The 21,510-nt window shown below is 63.1% G+C and carries 17 protein-coding genes; 10 read left to right on the top strand and 7 right to left on the bottom strand.

What is annotated here, in order from left to right:
- The first annotated feature begins 66 nt into the window (after positions 1–66).
- The 4 genes from AXW67_RS09245 (at position 67) to AXW67_RS09230 (ending at position 4,892) form a co-directional block, all read left to right on the top strand.
- Positions 67–1,041, top strand: coding sequence for a Bug family tripartite tricarboxylate transporter substrate binding protein (locus AXW67_RS09245; RefSeq protein ID WP_063677614.1), 975 nt, complete (start codon positions 67–69; stop codon positions 1,039–1,041).
- A gap of 35 nt (positions 1,042–1,076) precedes the next feature.
- A complete protein-coding gene (locus AXW67_RS09240; protein WP_430648707.1) occupies positions 1,077–2,855 on the top strand; it encodes a thiamine pyrophosphate-binding protein in 1,779 nt (592 codons plus the stop codon).
- A gap of 33 nt (positions 2,856–2,888) precedes the next feature.
- A partial coding sequence (locus AXW67_RS09235) for a tripartite tricarboxylate transporter TctB family protein (protein ID WP_210183971.1) occupies positions 2,889–3,350 on the top strand: 462 nt, incomplete at its 5' end.
- Between the two features lie 39 nt (positions 3,351–3,389).
- The gene (locus AXW67_RS09230) at positions 3,390–4,892 is read left to right on the top strand and encodes a tripartite tricarboxylate transporter permease (protein WP_347336747.1); all 1,503 of its coding nucleotides are present in this window, start codon (positions 3,390–3,392) and stop codon (positions 4,890–4,892) included.
- A 460-nt stretch (positions 4,893–5,352) separates the two neighbouring features.
- On the opposite strand, the gene AXW67_RS09225 is transcribed toward AXW67_RS09230, so the two are convergent.
- The 7 genes from AXW67_RS09225 to AXW67_RS09200 all read right to left on the bottom strand — a co-directional run bounded on the left by AXW67_RS09225 (position 5,353) and on the right by AXW67_RS09200 (position 15,116).
- Positions 5,353–7,557 (bottom strand): xanthine dehydrogenase family protein molybdopterin-binding subunit, encoded by a 2,205-nt coding sequence (locus AXW67_RS09225; protein ID WP_063677612.1) that lies wholly within the window; start codon positions 7,555–7,557, stop codon positions 5,353–5,355.
- Positions 7,558–7,564: 7 nt separating this feature from the next.
- Entirely contained in the window at positions 7,565–8,581 is a 1,017-nt protein-coding gene (locus AXW67_RS09220) for an FAD binding domain-containing protein (protein WP_063677611.1), read from the bottom strand.
- Positions 8,578–9,069, bottom strand: coding sequence for a (2Fe-2S)-binding protein (locus tag AXW67_RS09215; protein ID WP_027551234.1), 492 nt, complete (start codon positions 9,067–9,069; stop codon positions 8,578–8,580). The genes AXW67_RS09220 and AXW67_RS09215 overlap by 4 nt, the downstream gene beginning before the upstream one ends.
- A 220-nt stretch (positions 9,070–9,289) precedes the next feature.
- The gene (locus tag AXW67_RS09210; protein WP_063677610.1) at positions 9,290–9,646 is read right to left on the bottom strand and encodes a hypothetical protein; all 357 of its coding nucleotides are present in this window, start codon (positions 9,644–9,646) and stop codon (positions 9,290–9,292) included.
- A 1,036-nt stretch (positions 9,647–10,682) separates the two neighbouring features.
- Positions 10,683–10,832: a hypothetical protein gene (locus AXW67_RS42680; RefSeq protein ID WP_161491241.1), complete on the bottom strand. Its 150-nt coding sequence runs from the start codon at positions 10,830–10,832 to the stop codon at positions 10,683–10,685.
- On the bottom strand, positions 10,829–11,758 hold the full coding sequence (locus tag AXW67_RS09205; RefSeq protein WP_063677609.1) for a response regulator transcription factor: 930 nt from the start codon (positions 11,756–11,758) through the stop codon (positions 10,829–10,831). Before AXW67_RS09205 ends, AXW67_RS42680 begins: the two co-directional genes overlap by 4 nt.
- Positions 11,748–15,116 (bottom strand): hybrid sensor histidine kinase/response regulator, encoded by a 3,369-nt coding sequence (locus AXW67_RS09200; protein ID WP_063677608.1) that lies wholly within the window; start codon positions 15,114–15,116, stop codon positions 11,748–11,750. Before AXW67_RS09200 ends, AXW67_RS09205 begins: the two co-directional genes overlap by 11 nt.
- A 176-nt stretch (positions 15,117–15,292) precedes the next feature.
- Here AXW67_RS09200 and urtA point away from each other — a divergent pair, with 176 nt between their 5' ends.
- The 6 genes from urtA to fmdA all read left to right on the top strand — a co-directional run bounded on the left by urtA (position 15,293) and on the right by fmdA (position 21,502).
- Positions 15,293–16,552: an urea ABC transporter substrate-binding protein gene (gene urtA / locus AXW67_RS09195; protein ID WP_027551229.1), complete on the top strand. Its 1,260-nt coding sequence runs from the start codon at positions 15,293–15,295 to the stop codon at positions 16,550–16,552.
- A 133-nt stretch (positions 16,553–16,685) separates the two neighbouring features.
- Entirely contained in the window at positions 16,686–17,612 is a 927-nt protein-coding gene (urtB, locus tag AXW67_RS09190) for an urea ABC transporter permease subunit UrtB (RefSeq protein WP_063677607.1), read from the top strand.
- A 22-nt stretch (positions 17,613–17,634) separates the two neighbouring features.
- Entirely contained in the window at positions 17,635–18,780 is a 1,146-nt protein-coding gene (urtC, locus tag AXW67_RS09185) for an urea ABC transporter permease subunit UrtC (RefSeq protein ID WP_063677606.1), read from the top strand.
- A gap of 10 nt (positions 18,781–18,790) precedes the next feature.
- Positions 18,791–19,546, top strand: a complete 756-nt coding sequence (gene urtD, locus AXW67_RS09180) for an urea ABC transporter ATP-binding protein UrtD (protein WP_063677605.1) — start codon at positions 18,791–18,793, stop codon at positions 19,544–19,546.
- Between the two features lie 11 nt (positions 19,547–19,557).
- Positions 19,558–20,247, top strand: a complete 690-nt coding sequence (gene urtE / locus AXW67_RS09175; protein ID WP_063677604.1) for an urea ABC transporter ATP-binding subunit UrtE — start codon at positions 19,558–19,560, stop codon at positions 20,245–20,247.
- A 25-nt stretch (positions 20,248–20,272) separates the two neighbouring features.
- Positions 20,273–21,502 carry a formamidase gene (gene fmdA / locus AXW67_RS09170; RefSeq protein ID WP_063677603.1) on the top strand — a complete coding sequence of 410 codons (1,230 nt, stop codon included), beginning with the start codon at positions 20,273–20,275 and terminating at the stop codon, positions 21,500–21,502.
- The last annotated feature ends 8 nt before the right edge of the window (positions 21,503–21,510 follow it).

Raw genomic sequence — 21,510 nt, 5'->3', positions numbered from 1 at the left:
CGCATCACAAGGGCGATCATTAATAGTCCATAATATGGACATGTCAAGCGGTGGAGGAGATGGGCGATGAGGCGGTGCTGGTTGGGGACGTTGGTCTCGTTGGTTCTGGTGTGGGGCAGCTCCGCAGCCATGGTTCATGCCGATCCTTATCCGTCGAAACCGATTCACCTCGTGGTGGGGTATGCGGCTGGCGGTTCGACCGACGTCGTCGCGCGCATCGTGGGGCAGCAATTGTCCGAGGTCCTCGGTCAACCCGTGGTGATCGAAAACCGGCCGGGCGCGGGCGGAAGCATTGCATCGGCTCAGGTGGCGCGGTCCGCACCCGACGGCCACACGATCTTCATGGGCACGATCGCCAACACCATCAACACCAGCCTTTATCCGAAGCTGCCTTTCGACTTCGCCACGGATCTTGCGCCGATCAGCCTGGTTGCGACGGTGCCGAACGTGCTGGTGGTCAATCCAGAGGTTCCTGCGGCGAATCTGAAGGAGTTCATTGCTCTTGCGAAGAGCAAGCCAGGTCAGATCAACTTCGCGTCCTCGGGAGCCGGGTCATCGATTCACTTGAGCGGCGAACTGTTCAACATGGTCGCGCAGGTGCAGCTCGTGCATGTGCCCTACAAGGGGAGCGCGCCGGCAGTCGTGGATCTGATCAGCGGCCAGGTCCAATCGATGTTCGACAATCTTTCCTCGTCGCTGCCCTATATCAAGGCCGGCAAACTGCGCGCGCTTGCAGTGACGAGCCCGCATCGCTCGACGGCAGCGCCGGACATTCCGACCATGGCGGAAGCCGGCCTGCCTGGCTGTGAGGTGACGTCCTGGTTTGCGCTGGTGGCGCCGGCGAAGACGCCGCAGGCGATCGTCGCGCGTCTCAACGAGGAGGTTGGCAGGATTCTCGCCGACCCCCGCGTCAAGGCCCGCCTCGCCGAGCTCGGCGCCGATGCCGCGCCGAGTACGCCGGAAGAGCTGGCCGCATTGATCGCATCCGAAACCAGGAAATGGGCCGGGGTCATCAAGGCCTCGGGGGCCAGCATCGAATGACGTTCGAGCAGCAGTGTCACACGTTTTCAAGAGGAATGATCGAGACAATGAATCAGCACGTTGAAGTGAACGCCGACGGCGGAACCGATGTCCTGTCGATCTCCGGTGGCGAAGCCATCGCCCGGATGATCCAGGTCTTCGATGGTGGCGTGATGTTCGGCATGGGCGGGTTTCAGCTCTTGCCGTTCTATGATGCGGCGAGGCGCTTCGGGCTCCCACACCACCTCGTCAACGACGAGCGCGCAGGAATCTTCGCGGCCGATGCTTATGCGAAAGTGTCGGGCCGGGTCGGTCTGGCCGACGCCACGCTTGGTCCCGGCGCGACCAATCTCGTGACCGGGTTGATGGAGGCGTTCAACGCGGGCACGCCGCTGGTGGTCCTTGTGGGCGATACCCATCGCGAGCACTCCTGGAAGAACATGACTCAGGAATGCCGACAGACGGATGTCTTGCGGCCCGTATGCAAGGAGCTGATCCGCATCGAGTCGGTCGGCCGCATTCCAGAGCTGATGCGCCGGGCCTTCGCGGTGGCGACCTCGGGGCGGCCCGGCCCGGTGGTGGTGGACGTTCCCGAGGATGTCTCCCATGCCGTGCACGATTTCAGCGCAACGGACTTTTATGGCGACGCGATCTATCGCGGAGCGCCGTCGCTGCGCGCGCGTCCGGATGCGGCGAGTATTTCCCGGGCCGCCGAGTTGATCGCGGCCGCCCGCGCGCCCGTCATTCTCGCCGGCGGCGGCGTGCATCTCTCCGACGCGGCCGAGCGGCTCACCGACTTCGCCCGCAGCTTCAAGCTACCGGTTGCGCACACGCTAACCGGAAAGGGTGCGATCCCCTGCAACGATGCACTCAATGCAGGCCTGTTCGGCCGCTACGATCGCTTTGCCAACGAGCTGATCGAGGAGTCCGATCTCCTGCTGGTGGTGGGCTGCAAGCTCGGCGAGATCGCAACCAAGCGCTACACGGTGCCGGGCCGAGGCAAGCCGCTGATCCATCTCGACTGCGTCGCCGAGGAATTCGACCGCACCGTTCCGGCAACCTTGCGGTTGTGGGGCGATGTGTTGCTCGGCTTGACCGATCTTGCCGCTGCGCTCGCGCCGCAGCGGGAGCGGTTGCAGGTTCGCTGGGCGGGCCGGCCGGCGGATATCGCGGAGCGAATGGCGAATTGGCGCCGCAAGGTCGGCGCGCGTCTCCATTCGGACGAGCATCCCGTCGACATCGCCCGTCTGCTGACAGAGATCAACGCGGCGCTGCCGGCCGATGGCTACCTGGTGGCTGATGGCGGTTTCGCGGCGCACTGGGGCGGGCTGCTGTTCGATACCAAGCGCGCAGGCCGCGCTTTCGTGCCGGATCGGGGTTCGGCCTCGATCGGCTATGGCCTGCCTGGCGCGATCGGCGCGGCGGCGGCGGCTCCGGGACACCCGGTCTTCGCACTCACCGGCGACGGCGGCTTCAACATGATGATCGGCGAACTGGAGACGGCGCGCCGCATGGGACTCGCTTTCACCGTCATCGTGGTCAACAACGCGGCGTCGGGCTACGTCAAAGCGTTACAGCATCTGATGTACGGTGCGGGCGCCTATCACGCCTCGGATCTTAACGAAACCAACTATGCGGACGTCGCCGCGGCGATGGGCTGTCATGGTATTCGGGTCGAGCGCCCCGAGCAATTGGCGCCCGCGCTTCACGAGGCGCTCGCGCGACGCGTGGGCCCGACGGTGATCGACGTCGTGGTGACACGCGATCCCGCCAAGATGCTGCCGGGCGTCGACAGTCGCACCGTCCAGATCAAGAAAGGTGACCGGGTTGCGTGAGCCGGCGGACACGACCGATCGTCGCGGACCTGNCCTGCCACTCTAGTCGATCGTCTCGGCAAGGATCGGATCGGCGCGTCGCTGCTGACGATGATGGGCGCGAGCATCTCGGCGCTCGCGCTCACCTACCGAATGGGCACGGCAACCCGCATGGGACCCGGTTACATGCCGTTCTTCTACGGCATGTTCATGGTTCTGGTCGGTCTTGCGATCGGCGTGTTCTCAAGGGGACATCAAGAGGAGGGCGGTGAAGTCACGACCGTCAATTGGCGGGGGTGGCTGTGCATCCTCGGTGCTCTGATCGCTTTCGCGATCATCGGGGTGTATGGAGGCCTGGTGCCGGCAACCTTCATCGCGGTGTTCGTCGCCGCGATGGGCAGCGCCGCCAATTCGGCACGGACTGCGGCTTTGTTGGCAACAGGCCTCGTCGTCGCGGCGGTTGTCATCTTCAGTTACGGTTTGAAGCTGCAGTTCGCGCTGTTCGCCTGGGGGTGAACGGTCGAGGGATTTGGGGGAAGAGCGATGGAACAGGCGTTGGCTGATCTATTGTATGGTTTCGGCGTCGCGCTGCAGCCTACGAACCTGATGTGGGTCGTCATCGGCGTGGTGCTGGGAAATCTGATCGGCGTCCTTCCCGGATTGGGCGCGATGACTACAATTTCCATGCTCCTGCCGCTGACCTATGTAATCCCGGCGGTTCCGGCCATCCTCATGCTTGCCGGAATCTTCTACGGCTCCATGTATGGCGGCGCCATTTGCGCCATTCTCCTCAATCTGCCGAGCCATCCTCCGCACGCGGTCACCTGCATCGACGGTTATCCGATGACCCTGAACGGACGCGGCGGCGCTGCGCTCGGCGTCACGATGATGGCCTCGTTCTTCGCCGCATCCGTCGGCATCGCGCTGATGGTCTTCGTCTCGCCGCTGCTCGAGGCCGTTGCCTTCAAGTTCGGTCCGACCGAGATCAGCGCGGTGATGCTGCTCGGGCTGCTGGCGGGGTCGACCATGGCGCGCGGCTCGCCGCTCAAGGGCATTGCCATGACGCTGTTTGGTCTCTTCCTCGGTTCGATCGGCACCGACGTCAGCAGCGGCATTCAACGCTACACGTTCGGCCTGCCGGATCTCGCCGATGGCGTCGATCTCGCGGCGCTTTCTCTTGGGCTGTTCGGCATCGCCGATTTCCTGCTCACCGTCGATCGACGGGAGGTCTCGACCACGACAACGCGCATCACCATGAGGCAGATGATGCCTACGCGCGCCGAACTGAAGAGATCTATCCTGCCGATGCTGCGCGGCACCGGCGTCGGCGCCATCTTTGGCGCGATGCCCGGCACCGGGCCTACGATCACGACCTTCGTTGCCTATGCGTTGGAGCGGAAGATCTCGAAGTCGCCGGATCGATTCGGCAAGGGGGCGATCGAGGGGGTGACGGCGCCGGAGGCGGCCGCACATTCGAAGACCCAGATCGACTTCATCCCAACAATGTCGCTCGGTATCCCCGGCGATCCCGTCATGGCCCTGCTGCTCGGCGCACTGATCATCAAAGGCGTCAACACCGGGCCGCAACTGATCACGGAGCATCCAGACGTGTTCTGGGGGCTGGTCGCCAGCTTCTGGATCGGCAACCTGTTGTTGATGGTCTTGAACGTGCCGCTCATCGGAATCTGGGTCAGGCTGCTCCGTATTCCCTATCGCTTCCTGTTCCCGTCCGCGTTGTTCTTCATTGCAATCGGCGTCTACAGCACGCACAACAACGTGTTCGACATCCTTCTCGTAGCGGTGTTCGGCTGTGTCGGTGCGATCTTTCTGCTGCTGGAATTTCCGGTGGCTCCCGTCGTGCTCGGGTTCGTGCTGGGACCCATGATCGAGGAGAATTTTCGCAGGGCGATGGTGCTTTCGCGTGGCGACCTGATGACCTACCTGGAGCGTCCGATCAGCGCCACATTCATCGTCCTCTGCTTGGCGCTGATCCTGCTCCAGTTCTACAGCTATCTGCGCCTCTCGTCATCACCTCGACCAGCGCAAGCCATGCACTGAGCGATCGCGGGTGGGGCTCGGCATCTCCGTGCACCCCGACGCGCTGCCCTGCAATGCCGCAGCGCCTCTATGCTGAGGCTGCGCGCTGGTCGGCGTCGGCATCGGCGAAATGATCAGCGGGGGGACGCCGACGGGTCTGATGTCCGTCAGGCTTCTGGTTCGCGTTATTAGGCCAAGGGCAGGATTTCCCCACAGCACATGCTGCCGGAGATGTTTGAGGGCATGCATGTCGACATCAAGGAGGTCGGCGCCTTCCGCCCGATGGCTTCCTATCCCTCGCGAAATCCAGCAAAGCGGTGGCCGTGCGATCGTCAAACGCCGGCGCGTCGGCGGGGCTCGTCGTTGGCAAGGAACCTCTCGGGACGTGACCGATTTGGCCTCCTTCGGAATCCACCTTGTCGGCGGCAAGCCGATCATGGATACGCGACGAGCCTCGCTGCGGGAACACTGATCTGGCGCATCAGGCGAGGAGCTTGTCGAGCGTGATCGGGAAGCGGCGGATGCGCTTTCCCGTGGCGTGATAGACTGCGTTCGCAATTGCTGCTGGGACGCCAACGATGCCGATTTCGCCGAGGCCCTTGACGCCCAGGGCGTTGATGCGATCGTCGCGTTCTTCGACGAAGATGACCTCGATGTCGTGAATGTCGGCATTCACGGGGATGTGGTACTCGGCGATATTCGCGTTCATGATCCGGCCGAAGCGGTGATCCGTCACCGTCTCCTCGTGCAGCGCCATCCCGATCCCCCAGACCACACCGCCCATGATCTGACTGCGGCCGGTCTTGGTGTTCAGGATCCGTCCGGCCGCGACGGCGCTCACGACCCGCGTGACGCGGATGACGCCGAGTTGCTCGTCGATCTTCACTTCGGCGAAGACGGCCGAATGCGTGTTGCGGGCGTGCGACTTGTCCTCCGCGAAGTGATTGAGCTTGTGCTTCTCGATCCGCTCGAGCTTGCCGTAGCGCATCGCATCTGCGATCGAGACGGCACGGCCCTTGTCGCCAGCCTTGGCAATCGTGCCGTCGACAAGAATCACATCGGCCGCATCGACGCCGCCGAGCGGCGAGGCTGGCATCGTCTTGGCAAGACGCGCGAGCTCCCGACGAATATCCTCGGCTGCTCCCAGCACCGCATGCGCGCTCGATGCGGCCATCCAGGAACCGCCCTCGACGGGAGCCTGCGGCAGGGTCGAGTCGGCAAGTTTCACGCTAATGCTCTCGATTGGCAGCCCGAGCGCATCGGCTGCGACCTGCGCCACGATGGTGTAGGTGCCGGTGCCGATATCGGACGCCGCGCAGTATACCTCGGCATGGCCATTGGCAGTCAGCACGATGCGGACCGCGACCGGCATCTGCAGCGCTTCCCACACACCTGTCGCCATACCCCAGCCGACCAGCTCCTTGTCATCACGCATCGAGCGAGGGGTGGGATTGCGCTTGCTCCAGCCGAAGGCCTCCGCGCCGCGGGCGTAGCATTCGCGCAGCTGCTTGCTCGTGTAGGGGAGGTCTTCGCTCTGGTCGCGATCGGAGTAGCACTTCAGCCGCAGTTCGAGCGGATCGAGTTTCAGCGCGACGGCCAACTCGTCCATGGCGCATTCGAGCGCGCAGACGCCGGAGGCGGCTCCGGGCGCGCGCATGTCGCAGGGAGTGGAGACGTCGAGACGGACGAGCTTGTGGGAATAGCGACTGTTCGGGCTCCTGTAGAGCTGTTCCGCCCAGCCGCTGTCGTTGCGCGAGAAATCCTCGTAGCGCGAGGTGACGGCGGTGGCCTCGTGCGCGACCGCCTCGAGCGTGCCGTCGGGCTTCGCACCGAGCCCGACGCGCTCGATCGTCGCTGGCCGGTGACCGAGCCCGTACATCTGCTGCCGCGTCAACACCACGCGAACGGAGCGCTTCAGCGCAAGCGCGCCGAGCGTTGCCAGCACCACCTGGTATTGCGGCCGCAAGCCGGAGCCGAAGGCCCCACCGACATAGGGCGAGAGCACGCGGATATCGTCGGGCTTTTTGCCGAACACGCCGCAGAGATATTTGTGGACGTTCTGGACGCCTTGCGTCTTGTCGTAAACGGTGATCCTGCCGTTGCCGTCCCAGACAACCGTGGTCGCAAAGAGCTCCATCGGGTTGTGATGCTCGGTCGGAATGAAGTAGTCCGCCTCGTGCCGCACAGCCGCTCCGGCAAGCGCTCCTGCGGCGTCGCCGCGCGGCTTGTGCGGCCCCTGCACCTCGATCGCCTTGTCGCGCCCGGCTTCGAGGTCGGTACCAAACGCCCCCTCCTGATATTCGACGTGCACCAGCGTCGCGGCGAATTTCGCGGTTTCCCAGTCCTCCGCCACGACGAGCGCGATCGGCTGGCCGTTGAACTTGATGTTGTCGTCATAGAGCGGACGGAACGGCGATCCTTCGTCCGGCGCCACCTCGTCCATCCAGGCTTCGTCCTTGTCGGCGAGCGGTGGGCGATGCGTATGGGTGAGCACGTCGAGCACGCCCGTCACCCTCAGCGCCTCGCTGGTGTCGAGGCGCGCGATGCGGCCCCGTGGAATGGTGGCCGCGACGACGAAGCCATGGACGAGTCCGTTGGCCGTGAATTCGCCTGCGTATTTGGCTGTCCCCGTGACCTTGGCCCGACCGTCGACACGGGACGTTGGAGTTCCGACATAAGCGTTCATCGGTCCCTCACGCGATCTTCTTGTGAGCCTGCGATTGCGGCGTGGCGTTCGCGGCCTGCATCAGCGTCCGAACAATAGCGCGGCGCGCGAGCTCGATCTTGAAGCTGTTATGCGAATAGGCTTGTGCTCCCTGCAGCAGGAGATCCGCAGCGCGCGAGAAATGATCTGCCGTCGCGGCTTGGCCGCGTAATGCCGTTTCGGCCTCGAGGCTGCGCCAAGGCTTGTGGGCCACGCCGCCGAGCGCCACGCGCGCCTCGCTGATGGCGTTGCCCTCGAGTTCCAGTGCGGCTGCGACCGAAACCAGGGCGAAGGCATATGACAGCCGATCGCGGATTTTCAGATAGCTGTAGTGATGGGCGAAGCCGCGCGGCGGCAGTTCGATCGCGGTGATGATCTCGCCGATATCGAGATTGGTGTCGATGTGAGGCGTGTCGACGGGCAGCCGATGGAAATCGGCTAACGCCATCGTGCGCTCGCCGGAAGGACCGGCGATATGCACGCGTGCGCCCAGCGCGGCCAACGCCACGCTCATGTCGGACGGATTTGTCGCGATACAGGAGGCGCTGGTGCCGAGGATCGCATGGTTGCGGTTGAGGCCGTCGATCGCCGAGCAGCCGCTGCCGGGAGTTCGCTTGTTGCAGGGCGTTGCCGTATCGTAGAAGTAGGCACAGCGCGTTCGTTGCATTAGATTGCCACCAACGGAGGCCATGTTGCGCAATTGCGCCGAAGCTCCGGCGAGGATGGCGCTGGCGACCAGCGGATAGCGCTGCTCGATCAGCGGATGGTAGGCAAGATCCGAGTTCGGCACCAGGGCACCGATGCGCAGTCCTCCGTCGGCCGTCTCCTCTATCTTGCGGAGCGGCAGGCGGGAAATGTCGATCAGCCGGGAGGGCTCTTCGACATTCTCCTTCATCAGGTCGATCAGGTTGGTGCCGCCGGCGATGAGCTTGGCGCCGGGATGGGCGCTGAGCAGGAGGATCGCGTCGGCGACATCGGTGGCGCGGGAATACTGGAAGTTGATCATGGCTGCCCCATTGCCTGTTGGATGGCGGCGACGATGTTGGGATAGGCGCCGCAACGGCAGAGATTTCCGCTCATCAGCTCCCGGATCTCGTCAGCATCGCTGGCGTGTCCTTCGGCCAGGAGGCCGGTTGCCGAACAAATCTGACCCGGCGTGCAATAACCGCACTGGAAGGCGTCGTGGTCGATGAACGCCTGTTGCAAAGGATGCAGCGCGCCATCCCTGGCAAGACCTTCGACGGTCGTGATCTCCGCGCCGTCTTTCATTACGGCGAGCGTCAGGCAGGAATTGACCCGCCGACCGTCCACCAGCACCGTACAGGCGCCGCATTGACCGTGATCGCAGCCTTTTTTTGTGCCGGTCAGTCCGAGATGGTCACGCAAGGCATCCAGGAGCGTAGTCCAGGGCACAAGGTCGAGCGTGCGCCCGACGCCATTGACGACGAGATTGGTTGGGATGCGGTTGGCAATTTGATTTGCGGCATCGGCCATGTCGTTTTTCCTGCGGTGGAAGCCGAGCCGAGAAGTCAAGCCTGTTGGCGCGAGCGCGCCCCGGTCTCCGCTGGCCACTAGCGCCCAACGGTCGGCCAATCGCTTGGTTCCATGCGGTGATGTTCTCTCCGGCGAGGAAACCGCGAGCTCTCAGATACCGCGGGTATCGCGCAGTTGACGACCTCGCGGGTCGTGTCGTGGGGGCGCGGAAGGTTCGCCGTCATTTCTTCAGGATTAGCCCCATCTCTCGCGCAATCCGCTTTACCGACCCGGTGTGGCGGCGAAGAGCCGCGGCAATTTCCGCCGCGCCGAAGCGTCGGCGTATCATCGCCGAAAGCTTCTTGCGTTCGATGTCGGTCCATTCCTTGGGCTTCGAGGATTTCATTGCGAAATCTTCCAGCCGGCTCGACACGGGCGATATTGGGAAATCTACGGGTGGTGCTGCTAGCGGCACCGGATTCGCGCGGTCGGCGTCTTTTGAGCGAATGGTTATCTTCCCCAACAGCGCGATCAGTTCGACGCCAACGGCTATTTCGAGGTCGTCGGCTCTCAAAGCGGAAAGCGATACCGCACCCATTCCGCTTGATTCGGCAATTGTCGGATGAGTTGGTCGACGTTCGCGTAGCCGATCGAGAATCGAGCCCACAGCTCTCAGAGTTCGCAGTTCGGCTGCAAGTTGAGCTTTCGCAGAAGCGGGCTCAACCCATCTTGGCTGCAATTCTGCTTTGGCCTTTCGATGGTTCTGGCTTGAGTTGCCTTTGCCTCCGCAGCATTGCGCTTACGGATAGTGTATCCAGAGGCCGTGTTGTCGTGCCAATGGCGCGGAATGAAGGCGGGCTCTTTTGGCTTCGTCTTCGTTCGAGGGGGAGGCGTCAAAACCACAGCCTCGGGTGCCGATGTCGGCTCGCTGGCTGTCGCGGCCGGGAGAGCAACCGCCACTTCCTGCCTTTTGGCCGGAAGCAATCGATCACTCTTGGTACCGACTGCCACCGGGTATATCACCACCTCAGGCGCGATCGCAGCAGGCGCTACCAGGGCAGCACTTCTACCAAGCGCTGCAACGGCACCCAGCGCCACCAAGCCGGTCACTCCGAGGGCAACGAATCTGATCACGTTGACGGGTCCCCACCCTTCCGCGAGTAGAAGGTCAGGCCGGAATCGGCCGACATTATGGCTAAGTGGTTGGCGCGGTTAACGGAAAGAGATTTTGACCCCAATCTCGTTCGCCCAACCAAATCCGGGCCAATGCTTTCAGAAACGCGCCGGCAAGCCGATAGTGTCGAAAGAGCGTCCGAAGGGCGAGAATGTGTCCAGCATTAGCGGGCGATAAACGGGATTTAGTAGCTCGCGTTGGCATCTCGCTAGTGTTGCCAATGCAAACCCGAATGGATGAAGCCCTGCCTTGGGTGCCTTGGGTGCCTTGGACGATGGTCCTCCGCTCGATGACCTGCGCGTCGTAAAGTGGATATCAGGCGAGCAAAATGGACAATCCTCCCTCGCCGCGGGGTACGCGTCCCGCAGGGCCAGGACTTGGTTGTTTGGGCCGGGGTTGGATTCGCTAGCACGGGATACGTTTTTTTCGCCAATCTACGATCTTTGGCGAGCAACCCGCTTTAGGCGGCGCGGGCACGAAAAAAGTCAATGGTGACTTCGAAATCGGCAAGCTCGATAGCTTCGTCACCCAGGTTCAGCAGCTGTTCGGCGCGCGTGCCACCTCGCTGCCGGGTGGACTGGTGCTTTTGAGCTAGGGTCTTCCGCATCATTGCTTCAGATTCTTGGCGTTGACCGCGATCGCGGCTGCCGCCGTGCGATTCTCGACGCCGAGCTTGGAATAGATCTGCTCAAGGTGCTTGTCGACGGTACGCGGGCTCAAGCCGAGGATTTGCGCTATGTCGCGGTTGGTCTTTCCTTTGGACAGCCAGGATAGAACTTCGCCTTCGCGCGTGGTAAGGCCCAGCTCTCTCGAAAATTCCGCCGGCGCCTCGGCGCCAGAATCCTTGGCGAGGCGGAGCAGGAATTCGTTCGGCCCGAGCTTGCCCATATATTGCAGCCGCAGTTGCTCGTGGCCGGGGAAGGAGGCCATGGTCGCGGTCTTCGCGGCGGATTTGCCCTTCTGCGCCTGGTCGAGCCATTGCGGCATCGGATCGGGCAGCACGAAATCGTCCATGGCGTCGTCGGCAAGGGTGTCCGCGAGCAGCTTTTGGCCCTGCGGCGTGGCCCATAACAACTTGCCATGGCTGTTCACTGCGAGCAGATAGCGGCCCGAGACGTCGAGCGCCGCGCGTGCGCTCTGGGTCATCCGTGCGTTGGCAAGGTGGACGCGGATCCGCGCCAGCATCTCCTCGACCACGATCGGTTTCGTCACGTAGTCGACGCCGCCGGCCTCGAGGCCGCATACAATATGCTCGGTCTCGGCGAGGCCCGTCATGAAGATGATCGGCACGCCGTCGAGGCCGGCGTCGCGCTTCAGCCGCCGGCAGGTCTCGAACCCGTCCATGCCCGGCATTACCGCATCGAGCAGTACGATGTCGGGCGTGATCTGGTCGACGATCCGCATCGCGGAGACGCCGTCGAGCGCGACCATCACGGTCATGCCGGCGCCGTCGAGCGCGTCGGTCAGGAACCGCAGCGTCTCGGGAGAATCGTCGACGACGAGGGCGACGTCGCGCTTTTTCGGATCAGTGATCATAGCTGTGCAGGGTTTTCAGCGTGGCCATGTATTGGTCGAGATCGAAGCGGTCGATCAGCGCGCGCATGTGGGTGACGAAATCGGCATGTTCCGGATGCTCGGCGCCGATCTCGTCGAGCTTGAGTTGGATCGCCCTGACATAGCCGAGCTGGCCGAGGCCTATCAGCTCCGTGACGTATTTCACCGGCGGTCGCGAGCCGCTCTCCGGCTTCCACAGCGGCACCGGCGCCTGATCGGCCTCGTACTGCCATTCGATCCTGAGCAATTGCCGGATGGTTTCCAGGAGCCGCGGGATGTCGATCGGCTTCATCAGATAACCGTCATGGAACGGCTGCGCCAGCGGCGCGCCGTGCGCTTCCAGCGCGCTCGCCGACACCATCAGGATGCGCGCCTGGTGGTGACCGTTGGCACGCAAGGTCTCTGCGACCGTCCAGCCGTCCATGCCGGCCATCGAGATGTCGAGCAGGAACAGGTCGGGTCGGCAGTGTTGCGCCAGCGCGAGGCAGCCGGGTCCATCGGGTGCGCTGAGCAGGATGAAGCCCAGCGGCGCCAGAACCTCGCGCAGCAGGTCGCGATGAGTCGGATCGTCATCGGTGATCAGGATGGTCCTGCGCGGGCCGAGATAGCCGTAGACCGGCGCCTCCACCGGCGCGTCGCGGCGTGGATTGGTCACCTCGGACAGCAGCAGCTTGACGCGGAACGTGCTGCCGGCACCGACCGTGCTCGTCACCTTGATGTCGCCGCCCATCACGCCGGCGAGCAGGCGACTGATCGTCAGCCCGAGGCCGGTACCGGTCTGCGGCTGCGCCACGCCGAGCGCGCCACGTTCGAAGGGAGCGAAGATGCGTTCGAGATCGTCGGACCGGATGCCGGGCCCGGTGTCGGTCACCTCGAACTCGGCGACCGGACTGCGGTAGTGCACGATGAAGTGCACGCTGCCGGCCTGCGTGAACTTGATCGCGTTCGACAGCAGGTTGATCAGGATCTGCCGCAGCCGCTTTTCGTCGGCATAGACCACGATCGGCAGCACGGCCGGCCGCTTGAACACGAAGTCGATGCCTTTGGCGGCGGCTTGCAGTCGGAACATGCCGACGAGCTGATCGAGAAAGTCGCTGAGGCGGACCTCGTCGCGGGAGAGATAGAGCCGCCCGGCCTCGATCTTGGAGATGTCGAGGATGCCGTCGATCAGTCCCGACAGATGATCGGCGCTGCGGCGGACCACGCGCACCTGGTCGCGAGGCCGCGCCTGCAGGCTGGCGTCCTGCTCGAGCAGTTGCGCATAGCCGGAGATCGCGTTCAGCGGCGAGCGTAGCTCGTGGCTCAGGCCGACGACATAGCGGCTCTTGGCGAGATTGGCGGATTCGGCGACCTCCTTGGCGCGCTGCAATTCGGCGTCGGTGCGCTTGTGCGCGTCGATCTCCTGGATCAGCAGCGTGGTCTGCCGCCGTGTTTCCTGTTCGGCCGCGCGCCGACTCTGTTGCGCCAGCACGAACAGCCAGGCAACCACGCCGATGATGATGATCAGCGCAAAGAACACTTTCCACAACACGTCTGCCAACAGCGCGTCGGCGTGCATGGTCGCCGAGGTCTGCAGGTAGATCAGCCCCAGCGTCAGCCCGACCAGGCCGGCGGAGACCGCGAACACGCCCAGGTAATGTCCGAACTGCGAGTTGATCCGCGTATAGATCGCCTCGGGCAACATCTTGCCGAGTGTCTCCGACACCTGCGCACCGGCTCGCGCGTGCGGTTTGCAGAGATCGTGGCAGCGGGCATCGAGCGAGCAGCACAACGAGCAGATCGGTCCGGCATAGGCCGGGCAGGAGGCCATGTCCTCCGGCTCGAACGAATGCTCGCAGATACAGCACTGGATCGCCTCGATGTTCTGCCAGCTCCGCTTCGGCTTGCGCGCGATGTAATACTTGCCGTCGGTGGCCCACGCGATCAGCGGCGCCGAAACGAAGGCTGCCACGAGCGCGACGAAGGCCGACAGCGCCTTCGCGGTCGGGCCGAACAGGCCGTAGAACGCGCTGATCGAGACGATGGTCGCGATCGTCATGGCGCCGACGCCGACTGGATTGATGTCGTAGAGATGGGCGCGCTTGAACTCGATCTGCGGCGGGCGCAGGCCCAGCGGCTTGTTGATGACGAGGTCGGCGACCAGCGCGCCGACCCAGGCGATCGCGACGTTGGAGTAGAGCGCCAGCGTCTGCTCCAGCGCCTTGTAGACGCCGATCTCCATCAACAGCAGGGCCACCATCACGTTGAACACCAGCCAGACGACGCGGCCGGGATGGCTGTGCGTCAGCCGCGAGAAGAAGTTCGACCAGGCGATCGAGCCGGCATAGGCATTGGTGACGTTGATCTTGACCTGCGAGAGAATGACGAAGATGCCGGTGAGGGCCAGCGCCAGATCCGGTTGCGACAGCACGTAGCGGAACGCCTCGAGATACATGTTCGCGGGCTCGGCGGCCTGTTCGAGAGCGACGCCGTGGCTCAGCGCGAAATGGGCGAGGAAGGAGCCGACCAGCAGCTTGAGTGCGCCGAAGATGATCCAGCCGGGACCGGCGCAGAGCAGTGCGATCCACCATGAGATCTGCGACTTGCGGGGGTCGCGCGGCAGGAAGCGCAGGAAGTCGACCTGTTCGCCGATTTGCGCCACCAGCGAAAACACCACGGAGGCTGCGGCGCCGAATAGCAGCAGATCGAGATGGCCGTTGGGATCGCCATGTTCGCCGGCGAATTTCCGCCACTCGGTGAACGAATGCGGATTGGCCCAGGAGATCGCGAGGAACGGGAGGACGTGCAGGATCACCCACAGCGGCTGCGTCCAGAGCTGGAAGCGGCTGATCAGGGTGATGCCGTAGGTCACCAGCGGAATGATGACGATGGCACTGATGAGATAGCCGAGCGGTCGCGGGATACCGAAGCACACTTCCAAGGCGGCCGCCAGGATGACCGCCTCGAAGGCGAAGAAGATGAAGGTGAAGGAAGCGTAGATCAGCGAGGTGATGGTCGAGCCGATATAGCCGAAGCCGGCGCCGCGGGTCAGCAGGTCGATATCGATGCCGCATTTGGCGGCATAATAGGCAATCGGCAGTCCGCAACAGAAGATGATGACGCTGACGACGAGGATGGCCGCGGTCGCGTTGCTTGCCCCGTAGTTCAGCGTGATGGTGCCGCCGATCGCTTCCAGCGCCAGGAAGGAGATCGCGCCGAGCGCGGTGTTGGCGACGCGGGCGGCGGACCAGCGCCGCGCACTCTTGGCGGTGAAGCGCAGCGCGTAGTCCTCGAGCGTCTGGTTGGCAACCCATTGATTGTACTGGCGCCTGACGCGGTCTATCCGCTGCCGCCCTGCCACGTCCGTTCTCCTCACTGCAAACGACCGATCCTTCGATCGCCAGCAAACCCCGTACCAAAAAACCTACGTCGCTATTTTGCGGTGCAGTATACGCAATCTTGCGTATCTGTGCGGTGCACAATTCTAGGCAATCCTCGCCTGACCAATAAGCGCGTTCTCAAACCAATGGGGTGCTCATGTCAGACGAAACCAACCAGGGCCTGCAATCGGCATTCCGCCGCAAGCTGCTGATGGGAATGGCGGCGATTCCCGCCGTGACGATGCTTCCGCGGTCGTCCTTTGCGCAAACGCCTGCAACTTCCGCGGTCAACACCACGGGGCTCGCGGTGACCGATACTGAGGTCACGGTTGGCATTCTGCACTCGGCCACCGGCACAATGGCGATCTCGGAGACCGGCTCGATCGAAGCCGAGAAGCTCGCGATCGAGCAGATCAACGCCGCCGGCGGCGTGCTCGGCCGCAAGATCAAGTTTATCCAGGAGGACGGCGCCAGCGACTGGCCGACCTTCGCCGAGAAGGCCAAGAAGCTTCTCGTCAACGACAAGGTCGCGGCGATCATGGGCTGCTGGACCTCGGCCTCGCGCAAGGCGGTGCTGCCGGTGATGGAGCAGTACAACGGCATGCTCTACTACCCGACCTTCTATGAAGGTCTCGAGCAGTCCAAGAACGTCATCTACACCGGCCAGGAAGCCACCCAGCAGATTCTCGCCGGCTTGAACTGGATCGCCAAGGAGAAGGGCGCCAAGTCGTTCTTCTTCATCGGCTCGGACTACATCTGGCCACGCACCTCGAACAAGATCGCGCGCAAGCATGTCGAAAACGTGCTGAAGGGCAAGGTCGTCGGCGAGGAATATTATGCGCTCGGCAGCACCCAGTTCAATTCGGTGATCAACAAGATCAAGCTGACCAAGCCGGATGTGATCTTCACCGACGTGGTCGGCGGCTCGAACGTCGCCTTCTACAAGCAGCTCAAGGCGGCCGGCATCGATCTGTCCAAGCAGGCGCTGCTGACGATCTCGGTGACGGAAGACGAGATCGACGGCATCGGCGGCGAGAACATCGCGGGCGCCTATGCCTGCATGAAGTACTTCCAGTCCCTCGACAATGCCAACAACAAGGCCTTCGTCCCTGCCTTCAAGAAGATGTGGGGCGAGAAGACCGTGATCGGCGACGTGACGCAGGCCGCCTATCTCGGCCCGTGGCTGTGGAAGTTGACGGTCGAGAAGGCTGGCAGCTTCGACGTCGACAAGATCGCCGCTGCCTCGCCCGGTGTGGAGTTCAAGGGCGCGCCGGAAGGTTACGTGCGCATCCATGAGAACCATCACCTCTGGTCGAAGACCCGCGTCGGTCGCGCCAAGCTCGATGGCCAGTTCGAGCTGATCTACGAGACCGCAGATCTGGTCGAGCCCGATCCGTTCCCGAAGGGCTACCAGTAAGCGCGCGGAATTCTCCGCAAGCCTTCCCCGAGCAAGAGCTCCCTGGCGCGGACCGTCAATCCGCGCTTCACGACCCCGCGTCGCGACATCGCTCGCGACGCGGGACCCTGTCCCCCTCGACGGAGAAACATCGATGTTCGGCGACTATTCGATTGGCGATCTCGGCTCCATCTTCGTCATGCAGGGCTTTGCCGGCCTGATCCTGTTTTCCGTCTACGTTCTGATGGCGCTCGGTCTTGCGATCATCTTCGGCCAGATGGGCGTCATCAACATGGCGCATGGCGAGTTCATGATCCTCGGCGCCTACGTCACCTGGATGACGTCGAACGTCTTCCAGTCCTATTTGCCAAGCCTGTTCAGCGGCTATTTCTTCCTCGCGATGATCTTGGCGTTCCTGGCTTCCGGCGCGCTGGGGATGCTGGTCGAATGGGTGCTGATCCGGCATCTCTACAAGCGGCCGCTCGACACGCTGCTCGCGACCTGGGGCCTCAGCCTGATGCTGCAGCAGGCCTATCGCTCGATCTTCGGCGCACGTGAAGTCGGCGTGGAGCTGCCGCAGTGGATGCTGGGCTCGCTGCACGTCACCGACTCGATCGAGGTGCCGATCAACGGCGTCTTCGTGATGGGCCTGACGGTGCTGATCACGATCGCGGTCGCCTACATCATGTTCAGGTCGCGCTGGGGCCGCCAGGTCCGTGCCGTCGTGCAGAACCGCATCATGGCGGGCGCCGTCGGCATCAACACCGCGAAAGTCGACCGATACACCTTTGCCCTCGGCTGCGGCATCGCCGGCGTCGCCGGCAGCGCCTTCACCATGATCGGCTCGACCGGGCCGACGTCGGGCCAGCTCTACATCGTCGACACATTCCTGGTCGTCGTGTTCGGCGGCGCCGCCAGCCTGCTCGGCACCATCGCATCGGCCTTCTCGATCTCGCAGACGCAGTCGACGCTTGAGTTCTTCATGTCGGGTTCGATGGCAAAAGTGCTGACCCTGCTCGCGGTGGTCGGAATTCTGATGCTGCGGCCGCAGGGGTTGTTCGCGCTCAAGGTCCGCAAATAACGAAGTGCAGGGGGCTGAACCCATGAACGACAGTCGCTTTACCACGCGTTCGGAGCTGATCGGCATCCTGGTGCTCGCGGTCTTTCTGGTCGTGATCCTGCCGCTCTGCCTCGATGTCTTCAGGCTCAATCTGGTCGCCAAATATCTCACCTACGCTTTCGTGGCGCTGGGGCTGGTGATCTGCTGGGGCTACGGCGGCATCCTGAGCCTGGGGCAGGGCGTGTTCTTCGGCCTCGGCGGCTACTGCATGGCGATGTTCCTCAAGCTCGAAGCCTCGAGCGTCGAGAACACCAAGATCCAGTCGACGCCGGGCATTCCCGATTTCATGGACTGGAATCAGATCACCGCGCTGCCGTTCTTCTGGAAGCCTTTCCACAGCCTGACCTTCACCGTCGCCGCCGTCATGCTGGTGCCGGGCATCTTTGCCCTGATCATCGGCGCCGCGATGTTCAAGCGCCGCGTCGGCGGCACCTATTTCGCGATCATCACGCAGGCGGTCGCCGCGATCCTGACCATCCTGATCGTCGGCCAGCAGGGTTACACCGGCGGCATCAACGGCATGACCGATCTGCGCACGCTGAAGGGCTGGGACATCCGTCCGGACCACGCCAAGATCGTGCTGTATTTCTTCGAGGTCGGCCTGCTGTTCGCCTGCATCTTCATCGCGCAGTTCGTCCGGCACTCGAAGCTCGGCCGCATCCTGGTGGCGATGCGCGACCAGGAAGACCGGGTTCGCTTCTCCGGCTACAGCGTCGCCAATTTCAAGATCTTCGCCTTCTGCATCGCCGCGATCTTCGCTGCGATCGGCGGCGCCATGTTCGCGCTCAATGTCGGTTTCATGTCACCGTCCTTCGTCGGCATCGTGCCGTCGATCGAGATGGTGATCTATACCGCGGTCGGCGGCCGGCTCTCGATCCTGGGTGCGGTCTACGGAACGATCCTCGTCAACTTCGCCAAGACCAGTCTGTCCGAGTCCTTTCCCGAGCTCTGGTTGTTCGGCCTCGGCGGATTGTTCATCGCCGTGGTGCTCGCCTTCCCGAACGGCCTCGCCGGCATCTGGGGGGACTACGTCCAGCCGCGGATCGACCGATTGATCGGCTCGCGCAAGCCGAAGTCCGGCGCCGGCTGGACCGACGATTCGGTCGCAGACGGCGCGCCGGCAGAGTGAGGAGGACATCATGCTCATCGGTCATCAGCCAAAGCCCTTCCTGCTTTCGGTCGAAGGTCTCACCGTATCCTTCGACGGCTTCAAGGCGGTCAACGATCTCTCCTTCTATGTCGAGGAAAACGAGATCCGCGTCATCATCGGCCCGAACGGCGCCGGCAAGACCACCGTGCTCGACCTGATCTGCGGGAAGACCAAGGCGACGTCAGGCTCAATCGAGTTCCGCGGCAAGGATCTGACCAAGCTGAAGGAGAACCAGATCGTGAAGGCCGGCGTCGGCCGCAAGTTCCAGACGCCGTCGATCTACGACGACCTCACGGTGTTCGAGAATCTTGAGATCTCCTTTCCGCGGGGCCGCACCGTGTTCGGCGCACTGACGTTCACGCGCGACGCCACCGTGCGCGACCGCGTCCACGAGGTCGCCGAGATGATCTTCCTCAAAGATCGCCTCGGCATGAGCGCAGCCCTGCTCAGCCATGGTCAGAAGCAGTGGCTCGAGATCGGCATGCTGCTGATCCAGGATCCGGATCTGCTGATGCTGGACGAGCCCGTCGCAGGCATGAGCGTCAGCGAGCGCGCCAAGACCGCCGAGCTGCTCAACCGCATCATCAAGGACCGCTCGGTACTGGTGATCGAGCACGACATGAAATTCGTCGAGGACATCGCCCACAAGGTCACGGTGCTGCACCAGGGCCAGATCCTCTCCGAGGGCACCATGGACCACGTCAAGAACGATCCCAAGGTGATCGAAGTCTACCTCGGCCATTAAGGAGCACGTTCATGTTGGCTATCAATGATCTCCATGTTGCTTACGGCCAGAGTGAGGTCTTGCATGGCCTCAACGTTTCTGTCGCGCCCAACGAGATCGTCGCGATCATGGGCCGCAACGGCATGGGCAAGACCACGCTGATGAAGTCGTTGATGGGGATCGTGCCGATCAAGAGCGGTTCGGTGACCATGGACGGCGACGAGCTCGGTGCGCTTCCGAGCTACGACCGCGTCGCCAAGGGTCTCGCGTATGTGCCGCAGGGGCGCATGATCTTCTCGACCATGACGGTGAAGGAGAACATCGAGACCGGTCTCGTCGTGTCCGGCGGCTCGGAAGTGCCGGAGGACATCTATGAACTGTTTCCGGTGCTGCTGGAGATGAAGGGGCGCCGTGGCGGCAATCTCTCGGGCGGCCAGCAGCAGCAATTGGCGATCGCACGCGCGCTCGCCACCAAGCCGAAGGTGCTGTTGCTGGACGAGCCGACCGAAGGCATCCAGCCGTCGATCATCAAGGACATGGCGAAAACCCTGAAGCGCATCCGCGACGAGCGCGGGCTGTCGATCGTCGTGTCCGAGCAGGTCTTGAGCTTCGCGCTCGACATTGCCGACCGCGTGCTCGTGATCGAGAACGGCGAGATCGTGCGTGACGATCCGCGCGACAGCGTCGATGCCGCGCAGATCTCGAAATTCCTGTCCGTCTAACCAGTAAACCAAGGGGAGCATCTCGATGCCAGAGACACTGATCAAGGTCGATCTTACCAAGTCGGCCTACGAAAACGACAAGGTTCACAACCGCTGGCACCCCGACATTCCGATCGTGGCGTGGGTCAATCCGGGCGACGACTTCATCATCGAGACCTACGACTGGACCGGCGGCTTCATCAAGAACAACGATTCCGCCGACGACGTGCGCGACATCGACCTCTCGATCGTGCACTTCCTGTCCGGCCCGATCGGCGTCAAGGGCGCCGAGCCGGGCGATTTGCTGGTGGTCGATCTGCTTGACGTCGGTCCGCTGAAGGAGAGCCTGTGGGGCTTCAACGGCTTCTTCTCCAAGCAGAATGGCGGTGGCTTCCTGACCGATCATTTCCCGCTGGCGCAAAAGTCGATCTGGGACATCAAGGGCCTCTACACCTCGTCGCGCCACGTGCCCGGCGTGAATTTTGCGGGTCTGATCCATCCCGGTCTGATCGGCTGTCTGCCCGATCCGAAGCTGCTGGCGAGCTGGAACGCGCGCGAAGCCGAGCTGATCGCGACCAATCCCACCCGCGTGCCTGGCCTTGCCAATCCGCCGTTTGCGCCGACCGCGCATGCCGGGCAAGCCAAGGGTGACGCGAAAGCCAGGGTTGGCCTCGAAGGCGCGCGTACCGTGCCGCCGCGCGAGCATGGCGGCAATTGCGACATCAAGGATCTCTCGCGCGGCTCAAAGATCTACTTCCCGGTCTACGTGCCGGGCGGCGGCCTCTCGATGGGCGATCTGCACTTCAGCCAGGGCGACGGCGAGATCACCTTCTGCGGCGCGATCGAAATGGCCGGCTGGCTGCATCTGAAGGTCGATGTCATCAAGGATGGCGTGGCCAAATACGGCATCAAGAACCCCGTGTTCAAGCCCTCGCCGATCACGCCGAACTACAAGGACTACCTGATCTTCGAGGGCATCTCGGTTGATGAGGCGGGCAAGCAGCATTACCTCGACGTCCACATCGCCTATCGCCAGGCCTGCCTGAACGCGATCGAGTATCTCAAGAAGTTCGGCTACTCCGGCGCCCAGGCCTATTCGATCCTCGGCACCGCACCGTGCCAGGGCCATATCTCGGGCGTCGTCGACGTGCCGAATGCCTGCGCCACGCTGTGGCTGCCGACCGAGATATTCGACTTCGACATCATGCCGTCGTCGGCCGGCCCGGTGAAACATATCAAAGGCGACATCCAGATGCCGATCTCGCCGGACAAGTGATCCCTGCG

Origin of the sequence: Bradyrhizobium neotropicale (genome assembly GCF_001641695.1) — a bacterium.
GTDB classification, from domain to species: domain Bacteria; phylum Pseudomonadota; class Alphaproteobacteria; order Rhizobiales; family Xanthobacteraceae; genus Bradyrhizobium; species Bradyrhizobium neotropicale.
Note: the sequence above shows the minus strand (reverse complement) of the source record. Positions and strands in the feature narration are given on the sequence as shown.